Source organism: Cellulomonas sp. NEAU-ZC6 (genome assembly GCF_056844425.1).
Genome location: NZ_JBXFYH010000001.1, coordinates 1,481,146 through 1,500,260 on the forward strand (window position 1 = coordinate 1,481,146; position 19,115 = coordinate 1,500,260).

At 76.8% G+C, this 19,115-nt stretch carries 19 protein-coding genes; 4 read left to right on the forward strand and 15 right to left on the reverse strand.

The genetic code is table 11. From position 1 onward, the window contains the following. Positions 1–11: 11 nt before the first annotated feature. Genes AC1050_RS06795 through sigE form a run of 3 tightly spaced genes read right to left on the reverse strand, consistent with a single transcriptional unit; the run spans position 12 to position 3,345 of the window. Positions 12–1,616, reverse strand: a complete 1,605-nt coding sequence (locus AC1050_RS06795; protein ID WP_482386597.1) for a S1C family serine protease — start codon at positions 1,614–1,616, stop codon at positions 12–14. Next, the gene (locus AC1050_RS06800) at positions 1,613–2,728 is read right to left on the reverse strand and encodes a zf-HC2 domain-containing protein (protein WP_482386598.1); all 1,116 of its coding nucleotides are present in this window, start codon (positions 2,726–2,728) and stop codon (positions 1,613–1,615) included. Before AC1050_RS06800 ends, AC1050_RS06795 begins: the two co-directional genes overlap by 4 nt. Next, complete coding sequence (sigE, locus tag AC1050_RS06805) at positions 2,725–3,345, reverse strand: RNA polymerase sigma factor SigE (RefSeq protein WP_482386599.1); 621 nt, start codon at positions 3,343–3,345, stop codon at positions 2,725–2,727. The genes AC1050_RS06800 and sigE overlap by 4 nt, the downstream gene beginning before the upstream one ends. Before the next feature lie 251 nt (positions 3,346–3,596). On the opposite strand from sigE, the gene AC1050_RS06810 reads away from it, so the two are divergent. Next, a complete protein-coding gene (locus tag AC1050_RS06810; RefSeq protein ID WP_482387252.1) occupies positions 3,597–4,229 on the forward strand; it encodes an O-methyltransferase in 633 nt (210 codons plus the stop codon). A 249-nt stretch (positions 4,230–4,478) separates the two neighbouring features. Here the strand turns inward: AC1050_RS06810 and AC1050_RS06815 are convergent, their stop codons facing one another. The 6 genes from AC1050_RS06815 to dapE form a co-directional block, all read right to left on the reverse strand. Further along, on the reverse strand, positions 4,479–6,104 hold the full coding sequence (locus AC1050_RS06815; protein ID WP_482386600.1) for a leucyl aminopeptidase family protein: 1,626 nt from the start codon (positions 6,102–6,104) through the stop codon (positions 4,479–4,481). A 21-nt stretch (positions 6,105–6,125) separates the two neighbouring features. After that, positions 6,126–6,293 carry a DUF3117 domain-containing protein gene (locus tag AC1050_RS06820; RefSeq protein ID WP_082812748.1) on the reverse strand — a complete coding sequence of 56 codons (168 nt, stop codon included), beginning with the start codon at positions 6,291–6,293 and terminating at the stop codon, positions 6,126–6,128. Positions 6,294–6,481: 188 nt separating this feature from the next. Further along, positions 6,482–7,753 (reverse strand): hypothetical protein, encoded by a 1,272-nt coding sequence (locus tag AC1050_RS06825; protein WP_482386601.1) that lies wholly within the window; start codon positions 7,751–7,753, stop codon positions 6,482–6,484. Then, the gene (gene folP, locus AC1050_RS06830) at positions 7,750–8,709 is read right to left on the reverse strand and encodes a dihydropteroate synthase (RefSeq protein WP_482386602.1); all 960 of its coding nucleotides are present in this window, start codon (positions 8,707–8,709) and stop codon (positions 7,750–7,752) included. Before folP ends, AC1050_RS06825 begins: the two co-directional genes overlap by 4 nt. Continuing rightward, positions 8,699–9,550 (reverse strand): LOG family protein, encoded by an 852-nt coding sequence (locus AC1050_RS06835; RefSeq protein WP_482386603.1) that lies wholly within the window; start codon positions 9,548–9,550, stop codon positions 8,699–8,701. Before AC1050_RS06835 ends, folP begins: the two co-directional genes overlap by 11 nt. 86 nt (positions 9,551–9,636) lie before the next feature. Further along, a complete protein-coding gene (gene dapE / locus AC1050_RS06840; protein ID WP_482386604.1) occupies positions 9,637–10,740 on the reverse strand; it encodes a succinyl-diaminopimelate desuccinylase in 1,104 nt (367 codons plus the stop codon). A gap of 58 nt (positions 10,741–10,798) precedes the next feature. Between dapE and dapD the strand changes: the two genes are divergently transcribed. Then, the gene (gene dapD, locus AC1050_RS06845; protein WP_482386605.1) at positions 10,799–11,752 is read left to right on the forward strand and encodes a 2,3,4,5-tetrahydropyridine-2,6-dicarboxylate N-succinyltransferase; all 954 of its coding nucleotides are present in this window, start codon (positions 10,799–10,801) and stop codon (positions 11,750–11,752) included. A gap of 4 nt (positions 11,753–11,756) precedes the next feature. After that, the gene (locus AC1050_RS06850) at positions 11,757–12,677 is read left to right on the forward strand and encodes a hypothetical protein (RefSeq protein WP_482386606.1); all 921 of its coding nucleotides are present in this window, start codon (positions 11,757–11,759) and stop codon (positions 12,675–12,677) included. Positions 12,678–12,827: 150 nt separating this feature from the next. On the opposite strand, the gene AC1050_RS06855 is transcribed toward AC1050_RS06850, so the two are convergent. From AC1050_RS06855 to fdxA, 3 genes are all read right to left on the reverse strand, one after another. Further along, the gene (locus tag AC1050_RS06855; RefSeq protein ID WP_482386607.1) at positions 12,828–14,126 is read right to left on the reverse strand and encodes a citrate synthase; all 1,299 of its coding nucleotides are present in this window, start codon (positions 14,124–14,126) and stop codon (positions 12,828–12,830) included. Positions 14,127–14,329: 203 nt separating this feature from the next. Continuing rightward, positions 14,330–15,478 carry a succinyldiaminopimelate transaminase gene (gene dapC, locus AC1050_RS06860; protein WP_482386608.1) on the reverse strand — a complete coding sequence of 383 codons (1,149 nt, stop codon included), beginning with the start codon at positions 15,476–15,478 and terminating at the stop codon, positions 14,330–14,332. A 3-nt stretch (positions 15,479–15,481) separates the two neighbouring features. Then, on the reverse strand, positions 15,482–15,808 hold the full coding sequence (gene fdxA, locus AC1050_RS06865; protein WP_454051271.1) for a ferredoxin: 327 nt from the start codon (positions 15,806–15,808) through the stop codon (positions 15,482–15,484). Positions 15,809–15,928: 120 nt separating this feature from the next. Here fdxA and AC1050_RS06870 point away from each other — a divergent pair, with 120 nt between their 5' ends. Continuing rightward, on the forward strand, positions 15,929–16,198 hold the full coding sequence (locus tag AC1050_RS06870; RefSeq protein WP_482386609.1) for a putative acetyltransferase: 270 nt from the start codon (positions 15,929–15,931) through the stop codon (positions 16,196–16,198). A 31-nt stretch (positions 16,199–16,229) separates the two neighbouring features. Here the strand turns inward: AC1050_RS06870 and AC1050_RS06875 are convergent, their stop codons facing one another. The 3 genes from AC1050_RS06875 to AC1050_RS06885 form a co-directional block, all read right to left on the reverse strand. Further along, positions 16,230–18,020 (reverse strand): VanW family protein, encoded by a 1,791-nt coding sequence (locus AC1050_RS06875; RefSeq protein WP_482386610.1) that lies wholly within the window; start codon positions 18,018–18,020, stop codon positions 16,230–16,232. 156 nt (positions 18,021–18,176) lie between these two features. After that, positions 18,177–18,710: a flavin reductase family protein gene (locus AC1050_RS06880; RefSeq protein ID WP_482386611.1), complete on the reverse strand. Its 534-nt coding sequence runs from the start codon at positions 18,708–18,710 to the stop codon at positions 18,177–18,179. Then, on the reverse strand, positions 18,707–19,090 hold the full coding sequence (locus AC1050_RS06885) for a hypothetical protein (protein WP_482386612.1): 384 nt from the start codon (positions 19,088–19,090) through the stop codon (positions 18,707–18,709). The genes AC1050_RS06880 and AC1050_RS06885 overlap by 4 nt, the downstream gene beginning before the upstream one ends. Positions 19,091–19,115: the final 25 nt, after the last annotated feature.

The following is a 19,115-nucleotide window of genomic DNA, read 5'->3' on the forward strand; positions in this document are numbered from 1 at the left end:
CCAGCCTCGGTTCAGCCCGCGGCGGACTCGTCCAGCACGACCCGCACGTCACGCTCCGTCCCGTCGGCCGCGCGCACCCGCAGGGACACGGCGTCGCCGGGCGTGCGGGCGCGGATCGCGACCACCAGCTCGTCGGAGGCGGTCACCGGCCGGCCGTCGATCGCGAGGATCACGTCGCCCGCCCGGATGCCGGCGCGGTCCGCGGGACCGTCGGGCGTCACGGGCTGCTGGTCGTTCTGCGGCGCGGTCGCCACCTGGACGCCCTCACCGGTGTACGTGCCGTCCAGCAGGACGCCGATGACCGGGTAGGTCGCGGTGCCGGTCTCGATCAGCTGCTCCGCGGTGCGGCGCGCCTGGTTGGACGGGATCGCGAAGCCCAGGCCGATGCTGCCGCCGCTGGTGCCGCCGGTGCCCGGCGGCTGGGCGATCGCCGAGTTGATGCCGACGACCTCCCCCGCCGCGTTGACCAGCGGGCCGCCGGAGTTGCCCGGGTTGATCGCGGCGTCGGTCTGGATCGCGTTGATGAACGCCGTCGAGTCGGTGCCGTCGCCGGCCGCGACCGGCCGGTTCAGCGCGCTGACGATGCCCGACGTGACGGTGCCCGCGAGCCCGAGCGGCGCGCCGACGGCGACCACCGGGTCGCCGACCTGGACCTGGTCGGAGTCCCCGAGCACGAGCGGCGTGAGCCCCTCGGCGTCGACCTTGACCACGGCCAGGTCGTAGTCGGCGGTGCTGCCGACCACCGAGCCGGTCAGCTGCGAGCCGTCGGCGAACAGCACGACGACCGCGGCGCCGGCGTCGGTCGCGCCGGCGACCACGTGGTGGTTGGTCAGGATGTAGCCGTCCTGGCGCAGCACCAGCCCCGACCCGGTGGCCGATCCGGCGGCGGACGTCACCTCCAGGGAGACGACCGACGGCAGCACCGTCCCGGCGATCCCGGCGACGCTGTCCGGCGCGCGGTCCCCGGCGCCCGTGCCGACGGCGGCGGGCAGGCCGGCGTCCGCGAGGTGGGTGTCGCCGGCCTCGAGGCGGGCCCCGATCACGCCGCCCAGCACACCGGCGCCGAGCGCCGCGACGACGAGGCCGGCCACGACGCCGAGCGGGACGCGCCGGCGCCCGCGACGGCGGGCCGGCGGCGGGGGCACGAGCAGGCCGGGCGGCATCCCGCCCGCGAACGGGTCGGCGGGCAGCGTCGCGGGGCCGGGCGCGGCGCCCGGGTCGGCCGGCAGCGGCGCGGGGGGCGCGGCGCCGGCGACGGCCGGGTCGACGGGTGCGGCGGACGGCCGGCCCGCGGCGGGTGGGAACGGGTGGGCCCCGTACGGCTGAGCACCGTAGGGCTGGGTCGCGTACGGCTGGGCGCCGTACGGCTGCGTGCCGGGGGCCTGCTGCGGCGCGTGCTGCTGCGGCGGGGCGTACGGCGAGGGTGCGGGCGGCTGCTGGCCGGGCTCGGCCGGCGCCGGCCGGCCCCAGGCCGCGGGCGGCGCCCAGCCCGCGGGCGGCGCTGCCGGCGGCGCGAACGGGTCGGCCGGGCGGGGCCCCGGCGCGGCGAACGGGTTCGGCGGCGGGGTCCGGTCCTCGGGCTGCTGCGGGCGCTGCGGCTGGTCGGGCGTCGTCACGGCAGGTGCACCGCGGCGGCGAGGGTGTCCCAGCCGCGGGTGAGCCGGGCGGGCAGCCCGGAGTCGAAGTCGCCGCCGGGGAACTGGGCGACGACGGCCGTGGCCTCGGGCCCGGTGCGGGCCGAGACGACCTCGACCACGGTGTCGCCGGACTGCCAGGCGGCGTGCCACGGCTCGGTGGACAGCAGGTACACGGTGTGCCCCTCGACCTCGATCGGCTCGGCGGCAGGCAGCGCGGACAGGTCCAGGCGGCCGTGCTGCTCGGTGACGACGACCTCGCCGGCGGGACCGGCCAGGTCGACCTGCAGGGTGCTGCCCTCGTCGCGCAGCCGGACGGACGTGACGGACCAGCCCGCGGGGACCTGCGCCGGGCAGGTCCAGCCCTGGGCGCGCATCCAGTCCAGGTACTCCTGCGTCGAGGCGCCGGCGGCGGGCTCCGTGACCGAGCCGGGCGCCGTGCCCGTCGACAGCACGGGGACCGCCGTCGCGTTGGCGTCGCCGAGCAGCGCGAGGGCCTCGGTGGACTCCGGCGCCGGGGCGACCGCCGGGCGGTCGCCGAGCAGGAACAGACCCACGGCGACCACGCCGAGGCCGGTGATCGAGCCGACGGCGGCGCGCAGGCCACGGCGGGCGCCCCCGGGAGCGCGGTCCCCGACCGGGCGGCCGCCGAGCACGCCGCCGCCGCCGAGCAGGCCGCGTCCGCCCAGCACCGGCCGGCCGCCCAGGACCGAGCCGCTGCCGAGCACGGACCCGCCCAGCAGGCCGGTGAGGCCGCGCGCCGGCGTGGACGTGCCGCCGGTGAACGCCGCGGTGGCACCGGCGGCGCCGGACGGCGGCACGAACGGGTCCATCGGGCGTGCCGGGGCCGGACGCGGCGTGCCCGCGGGATCGGCCGGGCCGCAGCCGCCCAGCGCCAGCAGCCGTGCCGTGAGGTCGCCTGCGGGCCGGACGTCGTCGACGTCGCTCAGCACGCGGCGGGCGGCACGGGCCGCGGCGAGGTCCGCCGCGCAGCGCGGGCAGCAGGCCACGTGCGCCAGCGCGCGCTCGGCGACCGCCGGCGCCAGCTGGCCGTCGACGAGCGCGCTGACGCGGTCGCCCAGGTGCGCGCTCATCGCGAGCCCGCCGTGGCGGTCACCCCGTGGGCGTCGGCGTGACCCGCCGGGTCCGCCACGTCGGGTGCGGCGCGGACCGCGGCCGGGGCCCGGTGCTCGAGGGACACCCGCAGCCGCGCGCGGGCGCGGTGGATCCGCGAGCGGACGGTGCCGAGCTTGATGCCGAGGGTGACGGCGATCTCCTCGTAGGACAGGCCCTCGATGTCGCACAGCACGACGGCGGCGCGGTACTCCGGCGGCAGCTCGTCCAGCGCGCGCTGGACGTCGACGTCGAGGTTCTCGTGCTCGAACGCGCGCTCGGGCCCGTCCCGGCCGTCGACGGCCGGGTAGCGGTCGCCGTCCTCGCCCATCGCGTCCATCCGGATGCGCTGGCGGCGGCGCGCCTGGTCGAGGAAGAGGTTGGTGGTGATGCGGTGCAGCCAGCCCTCGAAGGTGCCGGGCGTGTACGTCGACAGCGAGCGGAACACGCGGACGAAGACCTCCTGGGTGAGGTCCTCGGCGTCGTGCCGGTTGCCGGTCAGGCGGTAGGCCAGCCGGTACACGCGCGCGGAGTGCTCCCGGACGATCGCCTCCCACGTCGGGGGCTGCCAGTCCGGATCGGGCAACGGAGTCGCCATCCACGTCCTTCTGCTCGGGGGCCGCGGGTGCGGCGCATCGACCTGAGGACCCAGTGTCCCAGGGCGGGGGCCCCGGTGCGAACCGTGCCTCCCCTGTCCACCCACAACGCGCACCCCGCGCGCACGGTTCCCGCGCGAGCGGGTGACGCCCGCGCGTCGCGCGCGGGCACGCCGTCCCGCCCCCGTGCGGCCACTAGGCTGGCGACCGCCTGCACCCGCGCGCAACCACCACCGTCGTCCAGGAGGACACCATCGCCACCGACAAGGCAGCCAGCTGGGTCTACGCGGAGGGCTTCGCCCCCGAGGACGACACGCTGCTGCGCGCGCGCGACCGCGCCGGCGAGCTGGGCTGCACCCCGGTCGCACCCGGCACCGGCGCCGCGCTGACGGTGCTGGCGGCGGCGGCCCGGGCCCGGGCGGTCGTCGAGGTGGGCACGGGCGCCGGCGTCAGCGGCCTGCACCTGCTGCGCGGCATGCCGTCGGACGGCGTGCTGACGACCATCGACATCGAGGTGGAGCACCAGCGCGCGGCCAAGCAGGCGTTCGCCGAGGAGGGCGTCCGCCCGGCCCGCACCCGCACGATCTCCGGCCGGGCGATCGACGTCCTGCCCCGGCTCACCGACGGCGCCTACGACCTCGTGCTGGTCGACGCCGACATCGAGGGCTACCCCGCCTACGTCGAGCAGGCCGTGCGCCTGCTCCGCCCCGGCGGCGTGCTCGCCGTGGACGACGCGCTGTGGCACGACCGGGTCGCCGACCCGGCCCGCCGCGACGAGGCCACGACCATCGTCCGCGAGACCGGCCGCCAGGTCCGCGAGGACGAGCGGCTCCTGCCGGCGCTGCTGCCGGTCGGCGACGGCCTCCTGGTCGCCGTCCGCCGCTGACCCGCCCGCGCTCGCCGGCCACGCCGGCGGTCCGCGCCCGGCACGCCCCCGGTCGCCGAGGTAGAGCGTCCGCGCCGAGGTAGAGCCGTGCACCACCCTACCTCGCGGGGACGGCTCTACCTCGGCGACCGCACGGGACGCGGGACGCGGGACGAGGCGGGGCGTGCGGGGGCGAGGCGGGGCGTGCGGGGGACGACGGCGGCCGCGCACCCCGTGGGGTGCGCGGCCGTCGGTGTCGCGGTGCGCGGGTCAGCGCAGGGCGGCGAGGTAGCGCAGCAGCAGGCGGGCGCCGTAGCCGGTGGCGCCCTCGGTGACCTCGTGCTTGTCGGCGGTGGCGCGCGCCGGGCCGGCGATGTCCAGGTGCGCCCAGGCCCGCGAGCCGACGAACTCCCGCAGGAACAGCGCGGCCGTGATGGAGCCGCCGCCGTACTTCAGGTCCTGCGGCACGTGCCGCAGGTCGGCGAGCGTCGAGCGCACCGCGTCGGCGTAGTCCTCGACCAGGGGCATCGCCCAGACGGGCTCCCCGGACTCGGCGGCGGCCGTCTCCAGCGCCGCGGTCAGGCCGGCGTCGGTCGTGTACAGCGCGCCGTGCTGCTTGCCCAGTCCGAGGCTCGCGGCCCCGGTCAGGGTGGCGACGTCGACGAGCACGTCCGGGTCGAGCGTGGCGTCCGCCCACGCGAGCGCGTCCCCGAGCACGAGGCGGCCCTCGGCGTCGGTGTTCGCGATCTCGACGGTCCGGCCGCCCCACATCCGCAGCACGTCACCGGGCCGGAACGACGCGGCGCCGACGTGGTTCTCGGCCAGCGGCAGCACGGCGGTGACCCGGTGCGGGACGCGCCCGGCCGCGGCACCGAGCACGGTGGCGAGCGCGACGGCGGCACCGGCCATGTCGGTCTTCATGGGGACCATGGCCTCGCGCGGCTTGATCGAGATACCGCCCGTGTCGTACGTGATGCCCTTGCCGACGACGACCACGTGCTTCCCGCGGCGCGCGGGCGCACCGTCCGGGAGGTCGGCCGGGTCGTACGACACGGTGACGAGCCGGGGCGGCGACGCCGACCCCGCGCCGACGGCGAGGATGCCGCCGAAGCCCTGGGCCTCGAGCTCGCGCGGGCCGAGCACCTCGACCCGCAGGCCGGCCTCGCGGGCCAGCTCGCCGGCGCGGTCGGCGACCCACCCGGGGTTCTTGGTGCTCGACGGCGTGTTGGCGAGGTCGCGGACCAGCCAGGTCGCGGTCGCGCCGCGGACCGCCTCGTCCAGTGCCGCACGTGCGTGAGCGCCGTCCCGCCCGACGACCACCAGCTCGGTGGCCGGCGCCTCCTTCGGGCTCGCCGGGGCGCCGATCCGCTGCACGCGGTAGGCGGCCAGCAGGTAGCCCTCGGCGAACGCGCGCACCGCCGCCGGACCGCCCGGGCCCGGCTCGGTGGCGACGGTCGTCAGGACGCGGCGCAGGCCGCGGGTGGCCCGGGCCAGCGCGGCACCCGCGCGCCGCAGCTCGTCCGGGGTGCCGTCGCCGACCCCGACCAGCACCAGGCGGCGCGGCAGGCCCGCCCAGGGCAGCGCGGCGCCCGCGCTGCCCACCGGACGCGGCAGCAGCAGCGTCCAGGCCTCCCCCGCGGCACCGGTCAGGCCGGCGCGCTCGGCGAGCTCGGCCAGGTCGATGCCGTACCGGGCGGCCGCGTCCGCGGTGCCCCGGCGCGGCTGGAGGTCGGTGTCGTCCGGCTCGTCCGGCGCCGACGGGGCGACCGGGACGGCCACCGCGTCGACGTCGGCCTCGAGCAGCAGGTCGGAGGTCGCCAGCGAGCCGGCGACCAGGCCGACCGCCGGGACGGGGCGACCGATGCGCACCGGGGAGGAGGTCAGGGAACGAGCCACGTCAGCGCGAGCCCGGCGTCGTCAGGAGACGACGGAGGTCAGGGCCTCGCCCAGCTCCTGCGCCTCGGTCGCGTTGAGCTCGACCACGAGCCGGCCACCGCCCTCGAGCGGGACGCGCATGACGATGCCGCGGCCCTCCTTGGTCACCTCGAGGGGACCGTCACCAGTCCTCGGCTTCATCGCGGCCATGCGGGGCTCTCCTCTGTCGCTGGGTCTCCGGGGTCCGACGGCCCGGTCCCGGGGGTGCGGGACGGGCTCGCGCGGGCGCCCGGATCGGCGGATGTCCGCTGGCCAGTCTAGTTCACCGAGGCGACAGGGCGGGCCGGGTCCGCGCCGGCACCCTCGCGCAGCCCCTCGTCAGACCGCCGCGGGCCGCATCACGGCGGCCAGCCCGACGGCGGCACCAGCCGCCAGATCCGCCAGACCCAGACCACCTGCAGCGCGAGCATCAGGACCACCACGGCGCCCGTCCAGGCCCACCGGGCCCAGCGCGGCCGGGGCACGACGCCCGCGGTCGCGGCGGCCAGCGGGAACGCCAGCAGCAGGAACCGGGCAAGGCTGCTGCCGGGCTCGACCGCCGCGGCCAGGTAGAGCAGGTACGCCGCCGACCAGGCGTGCAGCTCCCGGCCGAGCCGCCAGGTGGACGGCGCGACGAGGCACCCCACGACCAGCAGCGCCGCCCCGAGGACCACGAACGGCGCGGCGTCGCCGAACCAGAACCCCGGCACGTAGGCCCAGCCGGCGAACGGCGCGGTGGTCCGGGCCCCGCGCCAGGACTCCTGCGTCTGCAGGTACGCGTCGGGGACCCCGGTCACCCAGCCGCAGATCGCGATCCACGCGAACCCGGAGACCACCGCGGCCACCGCGAGCCCGGCGAGGCCCGCGAGGTCCCGCCCCGGCGGCCGCCGGCCCTCGGCGCGCCACTCGCGCCAGCGGACCAGCGCGTGCACCACGACGACGACGGCCATCGGCAGGGCGACCGCGCGGGTGAACCCCAGGGCCAGCACCGCCGCGCACGCCCAGCCGTAGCGCCGGGTCACGACCGCCAGCAGCGAGGCCGCGACCAGCAGCAGCGCGAGCGCCTCGGTGTACCCGACCTGCAGCACGACCGACGTCGGGAACACGCTGACCAGCAGGACCGTCGCCAGGGGCAGCCCGGGGCGTGCCGCGACGGCGCGCGGGGCACCCCGCACCACCGTGCGGTGGATCAGCAGCACCGCGCCGGCCCCGGCCAGCAGCGACACGGTCGGCGCGACCACCGCCCACGAGCCGCCGGTCACCGACATCACGCCCCGCACCAGGAACGGGTACAGCGGGAAGAACGCCCACTCGTTCTGCTGGACCAGGCCGTCCGCGCCGACCGGCAGCGCGGCCGGGTAGCCGCCCTCGGCGATCCGCCGGTACCAGGTCGCGTCCCACATCAGGCCCGCGTAGTCGGCGTAGCCCGGTGCGGCCCCGGTCCAGCCGTTCGCCGCCTGCCGGGTCGCGACCACCAGCAGCAGCACCGCCGAGAACGCCCGCGCCGCGCCGTACACCGCCAGGGTCTGCAGCCACCAGGGCCAGGTGCGCGGGTCGGCGCGCGGGCGCGGCGGCGCCCCGGCCACGGCGGACCGCGCGCGCCCGGACCCCGTCCCGGCGGGGTCGGTCACGCGAGCCCCCGCACCGCGCGGGCGGGCGGTGCGTCGCCGCGCAGCGCCGCCACGGTGTCGACCACCCGCCGGGTCGCCCGGACGTCGTGCGCCCGGAACACCCGCGCGCCGAGCCAGGCGGCGACGGAGGTGGCGGCGAGCGTGCCCTCCAGCCGGTCCTCGGGCGGCAGGTCCAGCGTCTCGCCGACGAAGTCCTTCCGGGACAGCGCCACCAGGACCGGGTAGCCCAGGTCGGTCAGCGCGGCGGTCCGGCGCACCAGGTGCAGCGAGTGCCAGGTGCTCTTGCCGAAGTCGTGCGTCGGGTCCACCAGCACGCTGGACGGGTGCACGCCGAGCCGGACCGCGCGGGCGGCGGACGCGCGCAGGGTCGCCAGCACGTCGAGCAGCACGCCGTCGCGCGGGTCCGCGTCCGCCGGCGCGTCGTCCGGGAGCGGGTAGGAGACCCGCAGCGGGTCCGTGCGCGGGGGCAGGCCGCCGGTGTGCGAGCACACCACGCCGAGCCCGCGCTCCGCGGCCACCTCGACCAGCGCCGGGTCGTGCCCCGCCCACGTGTCGTTGAGCAGGTCGGCACCGGCGTCGGCCGCGGCCCGCGCCACCTCGGCGCGCCAGGTGTCCACGCTGACCAGCAGGTCCGGGTGCCGGCGCCGGACGCGCTCGACCAGGGGGACGACGCGGGCGATCTCCTCCGCGACGTCGACGGCGGGCCCGCGGCCGGCGCGCACCCCGCCCAGGTCGACCAGGTCGGCGCCGTCCTGCTCGGCCCGCGCCACCGCCGCGTCCGCCCCGGCGTCGTCGAACCGCGCCGCGGCGTAGAACGAGTCCGGGGTCCGGTTCACCACCGCCATGACCACGGGGTGCCCGGCGCCGAACCAGCGGTCGCGCAGCAGCAGCGGCGCGCCCGCCGCCGGCACGGGCGGTGCTACCGGGGCGGCCGGGGCGGGGTGGTCAGCGCCCACCCGCGACGTCCCCGGCCTCGTCCTCCACCTCGGCCTCCGCCCGCTCCTCCGCCTGCTCGGCGGCGGCGGCCGCGGCGCGCTCCGCGGCCCGGAGCTCCGCCCCGCGGTCCCGGACGATCCGGACCGCCTCGTCGGGGTCGTCCACCAGCTGCAGCAGCGCCAGGTCGGCCTCGCGGATCATGCCGCGCTCCAGCACCGGGCCGCGCAGCCAGTCGAGCATCCCCTGCCAGTAGTCCGAGCCGACCAGCACGATCGGGAACTCCGTGACCTTGTGCGTCTGCACCAGGGTGAGGGCCTCGAACAGCTCGTCGAACGTGCCGAACCCGCCGGGCAGCACGATGAAGCCCTCGGCGTACTTCACGAACATGGTCTTGCGGGCGAAGAAGTAGCGGAAGTTCACGCCGAGGTCGACCCACGGGTTCATGCCCTGCTCGAACGGCAGCTCGATGCCCAGCCCGACCGACAGGCCGCCCGCCTCGGACGCGCCCTTGTTGGCCGCGGACATGATGCCGGGGCCTCCGCCGGTGATGACGGCGTAGCCCGCCTCGGCGAGCCGGCGCCCGACGGTCACCCCCAGCGCGAAGTCCGGGTGCTCCGGGAGCGTGCGGGCCGAGCCGAACACGGACACCGCGGGACCGAGCTCGGCGAGCGCGCCGAAGCCCTCCACGAACTCGCTCTGGATCCGCATCACGCGCCACGGGTCGCCGTGCAGCCAGTCCGCGCCGTCGCCGCCGGACAGCAGCCGCTGGTCCGACGTGGTCGCGGGGATCTGCCCGCGTCGCAGCAGCACGGGCCCCTTGCGGTAACCGGATCCGGGTGCGGGCACGCCGTCGTCGCTCATGGGGCGACTCTACGGTCCGGCGCCGAGGGTGCGTGGTCCGTCCGGTGGTCCCGGGGGTGAACCCGCGGCGGCGGGTCGGTGACCCGTCAGGCGGTCAGCCAGGCGCGCAGCGCGTCGTGGCAGACCTGCAGCTGGGCGACCGGCAGGCGCTCGTCGTCCTTGTGCGCCAGCAGCGGGTCGCCGGGTCCGAAGTTCACCGCCGGGATGCCCAGGGCCGAGAACCGGGCGACGTCGGTCCAGCCGTACTTGGGCGCCGGGACCCCGCCGGTGACGCCGAGCACCGCGGCGGCGAACTCCGCCGCCGCCGGGTCGTCCAGCCCCGGTCGCGCGCCGGCCGCCGCGTCGGTGACCACGACGTCGAAGCCGCCCAGCACGTCCTGCACGTGCGCCGCGGCCTCCTCGACCGTGCGCGACGGGGCGAACCGGTAGTTCACCGTGACGACGCACCGGTCGGGCACCACGTTGGTCGCGACGCCGCCGCTGATCAGCACGGCGTTCAGCCCCTCGCGGTAGACCAGCCCGTCGACCTCGACGGACGCCGGCTCGTACGCCGCGAGCCGCGCCAGCACCGGGGCCGCGGCGTGGATCGCGTTCACGCCGGTCCAGGCCCGCGCCGAGTGCGCCGCCACGCCCGGCACCCGCACCTCGGCGCGCAGCGTGCCGTTGCAGCCGCCCTCCAGGCCCGCGTCGGTCGGCTCGCAGAGCACGGCGAAGTCGGCCGTCAGCCAGTCGGGGTGCTGCCGCGCGACCCGGCCCAGCCCGTTGAGCGCGGCGTCGACCTCCTCGTGGTCGTAGAACACCCAGGTGACGTCGCGCGTCGGCGCGGTGAGCGCGGCCGCGAGCGCCAGCTGCACCGCGACGCCGCCCTTCATGTCGACCGTGCCGCGGCCCCAGAGCACCGCGTCGTCCCCGGTGCCCTCCAGCCGCGTGGGCAGGTTGGGGGGGTCCACGGTGACCGGGACGGTGTCGATGTGCCCGGCGATGACGACCCGGGACGGCCGGCCGAGGTGCGTGCGGGCCACGACGGTGTCGCCGTCGCGCAGCACCTCCAGGTGCGCGTGCGCGCCCAGCGCCGCCTCGATCGCGTCCGCCAGGGCCCGCTCGTCGCCGCTCACGGAGGCGAGGTCGCAGAGCGCCGCGGTGAGCGTGGTGAGGTCGGCGGTCAGGTCCAGCGGGGTGGTCGTCGTCACGCCCGCGACCCTACAACCGGCCCGGCCGGCCGCCCGCGCCCCCTCTAGGCTGGTGGGCATGAGCGACCGCACCGCCTGGGCCTGGGGCCTGTCCACCGTCACGACGTCCGGCACGGTCCTGGACACCTGGTACCCCCGCCCCGCGCTGGGCGACGTCCCCGCGGGCGCCGAGTGCCCGGAGGAGCTCGCCGCCCTCGCGACGCAGGACGACGCCCGCGGCGTGCGCACCGAGACCGTGCTCACGGTCGTCGACCTGGACTCCGCGCCCGTCGACACCGCGGACGCGTACCTGCGCCTGCACCTGCTGTCGCACCGCCTGGCCGCCCCGAACACCATCGACCTGGACGGCGTCTTCGGGGTCCTGCCCAACGTCGTCTGGACCGACCACGGCCCGTGCGCGGTCGACGGCTTCGAGACCACCCGCGCCCGGCTGCGCGCCGCGTCCGGCCGCCCCGTCACGGTGTACGGCGTCGACAAGTTCCCGCGGATGGTCGACTACGTCCTGCCCGACGGCGTCCGGATCGCCGACGCCGACCGCGTCCGCCTCGGCGCGCACCTGGCCGCCGGCACCACCGTCATGCACGAGGGCTTCGTCAACTTCAACGCCGGCACGCTCGGCACGTCGATGGTCGAGGGCCGCATCTCGCAGGGCGTCGTGGTCGGCGAGGGCAGCGACATCGGCGGCGGCGCGTCCATCATGGGGACGCTGTCGGGCGGCGGCCGCGAGCGCGTCGCGATCGGCGAGCGGTCCCTGCTCGGCGCGAACGCCGGGCTCGGCGTCTCGCTGGGCGACGACTGCGTCGTGGAGGCCGGCCTCTACCTGACCGCCGGCACCAAGGTGGTCCTGGTCGGCCAGGCCGGCGACGACGGCGGTCCGCGCGTGGTCAAGGCCCGCGAGCTGTCCGGCGCCGACGGCATCCTGTTCCGCCGCAACTCCGTGACCGGTGGCGTCGAGGCCGTGGCGCGCACCGGCACCGGCATCACCCTGAACGCCGCCCTGCACGCGAACTGACGTCGTGGCCCACCGTCCGCCCCGCCGGAGCGCGGCCTCGCGCGTCGGCTGCGCGGCGCTGGCGGCGCTCGTGCTGCTGGGCGGCGCGGTGGGCGCGGTGGTGTGGTTCCTCGACGGCACCGGGCCGGCCGCGGCGTCGCGCCGGTGCACCGCTGCGGTGGACGGCACCGCGTGGGCGCTGTCCGCCGACCAGACCGACAACGCCGCGCTGATCGCCGTCACCGCGGCGCAGCGCGGGCTGCCGGCCCGGGCCGCGACGATCGGGCTGGCCACCGCGCTGCAGGAGTCGCGCCTGATCAACATCGACTACGGCGACCGGGACTCGATCGGGCTGTTCCAGCAGCGCCCCTCCCAGGGCTGGGGCACCGTCGAGCAGATCATGGACCCGGTGTACTCCACCGGGAAGTTCTACGACGGGCTCGTCCGGGTCCCCGGGTACACCGAGCTCCCCGTCACCGAGGCGGCGCAGGCCGTGCAGCGCTCGGGCTTCCCGGACGCCTACGCGCAGCACGAGACGCGGTCGCGGGCGTTCGCCTCGGCGCTGACCGGGTGGTCCCCCGCCACCCTGCACTGCGACCTGGACCCGGCAGCCGGCCCGGGCGACCCGGACGTCGTCGCCGCCCGGGTGCAGCGGGACTTCGCCGGCAGCGTGTCCACCGCCGTCGACGCGGCGGCGTCCGGGGGTGACGGCGGCGAGGGCACCGTGGTGCTGCTCGACCCGGCCGCGCTCACCGCGGCGACCGGCGGCGACGCCACCCGCTCGGGCTGGGCGGTGGCGCAGTGGGCCGTGGCCGTGGCCGAGGCGCTGGACGTGCAGGCCGTCGCGGTCGGGGACGCCGCGTGGGCGCGCGGCGGGACCGGCTGGACCACGGGGTCGCAGTCCCCGCTCCCCCCGGGCACGGTCGCCCTCACGCTCGCCCCCTGACGGCGCCCGCCCGGGTGACCCGGCCCCGCCGGGCCCGCCCGCCCGCCCGGCCACCGGCGCCGGGAGAGGACGTCCGCGCCGAGACAGGACCGCCGCACGCCCGACGTCGGCGCGGAGGACCTGTCTCGGCGAGCGGAGCCGGAGCGCAGGTCAGCGGTCGGTGACCGCCACGTAGTCGCGCTCCGGGGAGCCGGAGTACACCTGGCGCGGGCGGCCGATCTTGGTCTGCGGGTCGCGCATCATCTCGCGCCACTGCGCGATCCAGCCGGGCATCCGCCCCAGCGCGAACAGCGGCGTGAACATGCGCTCGTCGAAGCCCATGGCCTTGTAGATCAGGCCGGTGTAGAAGTCGACGTTCGGGTACAGCTTGCGGGAGATGAAGTAGTCGTCGGACAGCGCGATCTCCTCGAGGGTGCGCGCGATGTCCAGCAGCGCGTTGTTGCCGCCGAGCGCGGCCAGGACGGCGTCGGCGCTCTCCTTGACGATGGCGGCGCGCGGGTCGTAGTTCTTGTAGACCCGGTGGCCGAAGCCCATCAGCCGGACGCCCTGCTCCTTGTTCTTCACGCGGGTCATGAAGTCGGAGGCGTCGCCGCCGTTGGCCTGGATCTCGGCGAGCATCTTGAGCACGGCCTCGTTGGCGCCGCCGTGCAGCGGGCCGGAGAGCGCGTTGATGCCGGCCGCGACCGACGCGTAGAGGTTGGCGTGGCTGGAGCCGACGATCCGGACCGTCGAGGTCGAGCAGTTCTGCTCGTGGTCGGCGTGCAGGATCAGCAGCTTGTCGAGCGCCCGCACCACGGTGGGGTCGACGTCGTACTGCTGGTACGGAACCGCGAACGTCATCCGCAGGAAGTCCTCGATGTACCCGCGCGAGTAGTCCGGGTACAGCAGCGGCTCGCCGCGCGAGGTGCGGTGCAGGTAGGAGGTGATGGTGCGGGTCTTGGCCAGCAGCAGCACGGTCGCGAGCTCGACGGTCTCGGGGTCGAACGGGTCGAGCGACTCGGGGTAGAACGTCGCGAGCGCGTTGATCGCCGACGACATCACGGCCATCGGGTGCGCGCCCGAGGGGAAGGTGCCCATGAAGGTGCGGAAGTTCTCGTGCACGAAGGTGTGCCGGTTGATCCGCTCGACGAACGCGTCCAGCTGGTCCGCGGTCGGCAGCTCGCCGTTGACCAGCAGGTAGGCGACCTCGAGGAACGAGGACTTCTCGGCCAGCTGGTCGATCGAGTAGCCGCGGTAGCGCAGGATGCCCGCGTCGCCGTCGATGTAGGTGATCTGCGACTCGCAGGACGCGGTGTTCATGAACCCGGGGTCCACGGTGACCAGCCCGGTGTCGCGCAGCAGCGAGGAGACGACCACGCCGTCGTTGCCCTCGGTGGCGCGCACCACGGGGAGGTCGTGCGGGCTGCCGTTGACGACCAGCTGGACGGGCTCGGTGGCGACGTCGGACATGGCGCTCCTCCTCGGGCGGTGTGCGGGTGCGGACCTCGGTCCGGTCCGCGAGGTCGTGGGGCTGTGAGGCCCGCTGCGGTGCGGGCGCGCCACGGGGGTGGCGTCGGCCTGCCCTGACGCTACTTCCCGCGCAGGGGGTGGAGCATCCTCACGACGGCCCCTGCGCTGTGACTCGGGTCACAGGCGCCTCGGGACCAAGGTCTCTAGCGCTCCGAGAGCCGGTCGACCGCCGCAGCGATCCGCTCGTCCGTGGCGGTCAGGGCGACCCGGACGTGCCGCGGCGCGCCGTAGAACGACCCCGGGGCCACGAGGACGCCGCGGTCGGCCAGCCGGCCCACGGTGGCCCAGCAGTCGTCGTCGCCCTGCTCCGGGCGCGCCCACAGGTACAGCCCGGCCGCCGAGCGGTCGACGACGAGCCCCGCGGCCGCCAGCCCGTCCCGCAGGGCCGCGCGCCGCACCCGGTACCGCTCCCGCTGCTCCGCGACGTGCGCGTCGTCGCCGAGGGCCGCGGTCAGCGCGGCCTGGACGGGCGCCGGGACGATCATGCCCATGTGCTTCCGGGTGGCCAGCAGGTCCCCCACCAGCGCCGGGTCGCCCGCGGTGAACGCGGCGCGGTAGCCCGCGAGGTTCGACTGCTTGGACAGCGAGTACACCGCGAGCAGACCGGTGACGTCGCCGCCGGTGACCCGCGGGTCCAGCACGCTCGGCACGCCGTCCGTCGCCCACGGCTCGTCCCAGGCCAGCTCGGCGTAGCACTCGTCGGACGCGACCACCACGGGCCGGCCGGAGCGCGCGGCCGCGGCGCGGGCGGCCTCGACCACCGCGCGCAGCTCGGCGACGCCCAGGACGCGGCCGTCGGGGTTGCCCGGCGAGTTCAGCCAGACCAGCCGCACGCGGTCGCCGTCCGCGCCGGTCAGCAGCGCGACGGGGTCGTCGGTCGCCACCGGCTCCGCCCCGGCGAGCCGGGCGCCGACGTCGTAGGTCGGGTACGCCGCGGCGGGGTGCGCGACGACGTCGCCGGCCCCCAGGCCGAGCAGCGCGGGCAGCAGCGCCACGAGCTCCTTCGAGCCCACCGTCGGCAGCACGCCCGCCGGGTCGAGCCCGGGCACGCCGCGGCGCCGGGCGAACCACGCGACCACGGCCTCGCGCAGCGCGGGCGTCCCCCACGTCAGCGGGTACCCCGGCGCGTCCGCGGCGGCGGCCAGCGCGCGGCGGACCAGCTCCGGCGTCGGGTCGACCGGGGTGCCGACCGACAGGTCGACGATGCCGCCGGGGTGCGCCCGGGCCCGGTCGCCGTACGGGGTGAGCGTGTCCCAGGGGAAGTCCGGCAGCGCGCCGGTCAGCAGACCCACGCGTCAGTCGCCGTGCACCTGGAGCGGGAGCGTCGCGATGATCGGGTGGTCCTTCGGGATCTCGCCCATCTTGGCGGCGCCGCCCGGCGAGCCGAGGTCGTCGAAGAACTCGACGTTCGCCTTGTAGTACTCGCTCCACTGCTCGGGGACGTCGTCCTCGTAGTAGATCGCCTCGACCGGGCACACCGGCTCGCAGGCGCCGCAGTCCACGCACTCGTCGGGGTGGATGTACAGCGAGCGCTTGCCCTCGTAGATGCAGTCGACCGGGCACTCCTCGATGCACGCCTTGTCCTTGACGTCCACGCAGGGCTGGGCGATCACATAGGTCACGGTGCGTCCTCCACGCGCCCCGGCCTCGGCGGTCGGGCGCGGTCCGGGTTCGTTCGGGCTGCCGGGACCTAGTATCGCTCACCTGCGCTCCGACGGCGCAGTGCAGAGACGGAGCAGAGTGTGACCTTCCCCGCCGGACCGGCCGGAGCCGCCCCCGACCCGCACGCGTCGTGGCGCACCTGGACGGTCGGCCGGCGCGTCGTCGTCCGGCGGCGGCTCCCCGCGGGCGAGCCGCAGCCCTACACCGACGTGCTGGGCGACCTGGTCGCCGTCGACGACGCCGGCGTCACCGTGCGGACGCGCCGCTCCGGGGACGTGCGGGTGCCCGCGGACGAGATCGCCCTGGGCAAGCTGGTCCCGCCCGCGCCGGAGCGCCGCCCGCGCCGCTGAGCCGCACGACCGCGACGGGTCCCGAGCCCGGTCAGCCCGCGGGCGGCGCCGCGGCCGGGTCGGGTCCGCAGACCACGCGGTTCTGCGGGCGGTAGGTCCAGGACGACGGCTCGGTGGCGACGACCTCGCCGTTGAGCTTGATCGTCCGCGTGACGGTGATCCGGAAACCGGGGTTGCCGGCCGACTGCGGCGAGCAGGTCGCGGTCTGCGAGTACACGGTGGTCGGCTGCACGACGTTGGTCTTGGGACCGGACTCGGAGATGACCTCCCAGTACGGGGTGCTCCAGATCCGCACCCACGTCTTGCCGTCGCCCACCCACGCCTGCACCAGCGCGCCGTACGGCGTGTTGTTCTTCCACCGCATGTCGAGCGTGCCGGTGAACAGCGTCGCCTCGCGGCCCGCGGGGTACCGGCTGAACCACTCGGAGTGCGGCTTGTGCTCGACGTCCTCCATGCCGGCCTCGTACGCGGCGTTGTACGTCGTGGTGGACAGCTGGGACAGCCCGCCGCCCCACGCGTCGGTGTGCTCGCCGTTGACGATGGCGCCGGCCTGGGTGAAGCCGTGCGCCGCGTCGATGGGACCGAGCGCCTCGGTCAGGCTGAACGTCTCGTCGGGGCGCACCAGCGTGCCGTTGATCGCGTTGGCCCCCGCCGTGATGTTCTGCGTGCGCCGCTGCTCGCTGGTCAGCGGGGTGGAGAACTCGGCGACGACCTGCGTGACGCCCAGCGCCTCGAGCGCCGCGGTGGTCTGCGCGGGGTCGGACTCGACCAGCTCCACCGGGGCGACGCGCTCGTCCTCCTGCGTCGCGGCGGAGACGGCGGCGGCGAGCGTCGCCGGGTCCAGCGTGGTGCCGGGCGTCCCCGGGACGATCACCGGCGCGTCGTTCTGGAACTCGAAGCGCGCGTCGGAGGACACGGTGAGCAGGTTCGTCGAGCGGGCGACGACCTGCTCCACGAGCGCGGCGCCGTCCATCTGCAGCACCAGCGCGGACTCCTGCGGCACGAACGACGCGACCGCGGTCAGCACGTCCGCCGGCAGCTCGACCCGCTGGCCGGCCACCTCCACCGCGACCGGCCCGGCGGCCACGCGGGACGCGACCTCCTGCAGCGTGGCGTCGGTCTCCTCCTGCGTGATGTCGGGCTCGACGACCTCGGTGGCCAGCTCCAGGGGGCGGGCCGCGGTCAGCCACGTGTCCACCAGGGTCTCGCGCGCCGCGTCGGTGTCGAGGGTCCAGCCGTCGACGGCCTCGACCGCGTGCGGCTCCCCGTCGGCGAACACGATCGACCCGTCGACCGGCGCGAGGCTCAGCGTGGCCGTGAGGTCCTCCAGCGCGGCGTCGAGCTGCGCGTCGTCCACCACGGTGACGGGCTGCTCCGCGCCGCCGCCGACCAGGTGCTGCCAGAGCCGCTGCGGGCGCAGGTCGGCGCCGGTCAGCCGGTCGACCGTCGCCCCGACGTCCAGGGACAGCCCGGCGGTGGCGGGGTCGACGGAGCCGGTGATCTGCTCGGCGGACACCGGGACGACGTCGCCGGCCAGCTCGCCGAGCCGGTCCGTGAGCGCCTCCTCGGCACGCGCGGCCGTCATCCCGCCGACCTCCACGCCGGCGACCGTGGTCCCGCGCGGGACCCGGTCGGCCAGGGCGTAGGCGGCACCGACGTACGCGCCGCCGAGCACCACGACCACGCCGGCGACGACCAGCGTCACCCGCAGCCAGCGGCGCCGCGGCTGGTCCGGCTCGAACTCGTCGAGCGGCGACCACGACCCGTCGGGACCGTCGCCGTCCACGGTGGGCTCGGTGCCCTCCGCGCTGCCCTTCGCCATCCGGATCCCCCTCGCGAGCAGCGGCGCGCACCCCGCCCGCCGCGACGGCCGATTCTACGGTCCCCACCCGTGCGCGCGGCGCTCCGGTGTCCCGTATGGGCCGGTTCCGCAGGTCACGACTTGGCAACGAAGGCCGCGGCCGGCGGTCGGGGCGCCTCAGCGCAGGCCGCGCACCCGCCGCCGCAGGTGCACCAGGCTGCCCGCGTCGGGCTCGCCCTCCCGGGACTCCAGCACCTCCGCGACGACCACGTCGTGGTCCCCCGCCGGCACGATCTGCGCCGTCCGGCACTCGAACCACGCCGCGGCGCCGGTCACCCACGCCGCCCCGGAGCGCGGCGCGGCCACGTGCGGCACGCGGTCGAGCTGGCCGATCGCCGGCCGGCCGGGCGAGGCCAGCCAGTCGGCCACCGGCGCCTGGTCGTCGGCGAGCACGCTGACCGCCCACGTGTCCACGTCGTCCAGCGCCTCCCGCAGCCGCGCGTCCTCGTGCACGCACAGCAGCAGCATCGGCGGGTCCAGCGACACCGACGTGACGGCGCTGGCCGTCATCGCGTGGTCCATGCCTCGCCAGCGGACGGTCACCACGACCACGCCCGCGGGCAGGCGGCCCATCGCGGCCCGGAACGCGTCGGTGGCGGCGACCCCTGTCGCCGCCGCGCCGTCGCCGTACAGCGGGTCGACCTCGGTCACGGCGCGCTCGGCGGGCGGCGCAGGGGCACGTCGGCGAACCAGGCCCGCGGCGCGAGGGCCACGGCCAGCGCGACCGCCAGGGAGCCGATCGCCCACACCCAGCCGATCGCGCCGTCCGCCGGCACCAGCACGTCGCCACCGGGTCCGCGCCCGGAGAGCACCTGCACGCTCGCGAACAGCCCGACCAGCAGGCCCACCGACGTCACCCAGCCGCCCCACGCGCGGACGACCACGGCCGCCGCGAGCACCAGCAGCAGGCAGACCACGACGCCCCACGGCCGGGTCGAGCGGTGCATGACCGTGCCGACCGCGCCGACCAGCACGCCGAGCAGCAGGGCGCCGAGGGCGCGGAGGACGATCGGGAGCGTCAGGGGCGGCACGCGCGCCAGGCTACCCCGGTGCGCG

What these genes read in the sequence shown, in the direction of transcription:
- AC1050_RS06820 (WP_082812748.1), bottom strand. Translation starts at nt 6,293, where the DNA reads ATGGCCGCGATGAAGCCGAGGACTGGTGACGGTCCCCTCGAGGTGACC.
- dapD (WP_482386605.1), top strand. Translation starts at nt 10,799, where the DNA reads ATGAGCGACCGCACCGCCTGGGCCTGGGGCCTGTCCACCGTCACGACG.
- AC1050_RS06835 (WP_482386603.1), bottom strand. Translation starts at nt 9,550, where the DNA reads ATGAGCGACGACGGCGTGCCCGCACCCGGATCCGGTTACCGCAAGGGG.
- AC1050_RS06800 (WP_482386598.1), bottom strand. Translation starts at nt 2,728, where the DNA reads ATGAGCGCGCACCTGGGCGACCGCGTCAGCGCGCTCGTCGACGGCCAG.
- AC1050_RS06875 (WP_482386610.1), bottom strand. Translation starts at nt 18,020, where the DNA reads ATGGCGAAGGGCAGCGCGGAGGGCACCGAGCCCACCGTGGACGGCGAC.
- AC1050_RS06855 (WP_482386607.1), bottom strand. Translation starts at nt 14,126, where the DNA reads ATGTCCGACGTCGCCACCGAGCCCGTCCAGCTGGTCGTCAACGGCAGC.
- sigE (WP_482386599.1), bottom strand. Translation starts at nt 3,345, where the DNA reads ATGGCGACTCCGTTGCCCGATCCGGACTGGCAGCCCCCGACGTGGGAG.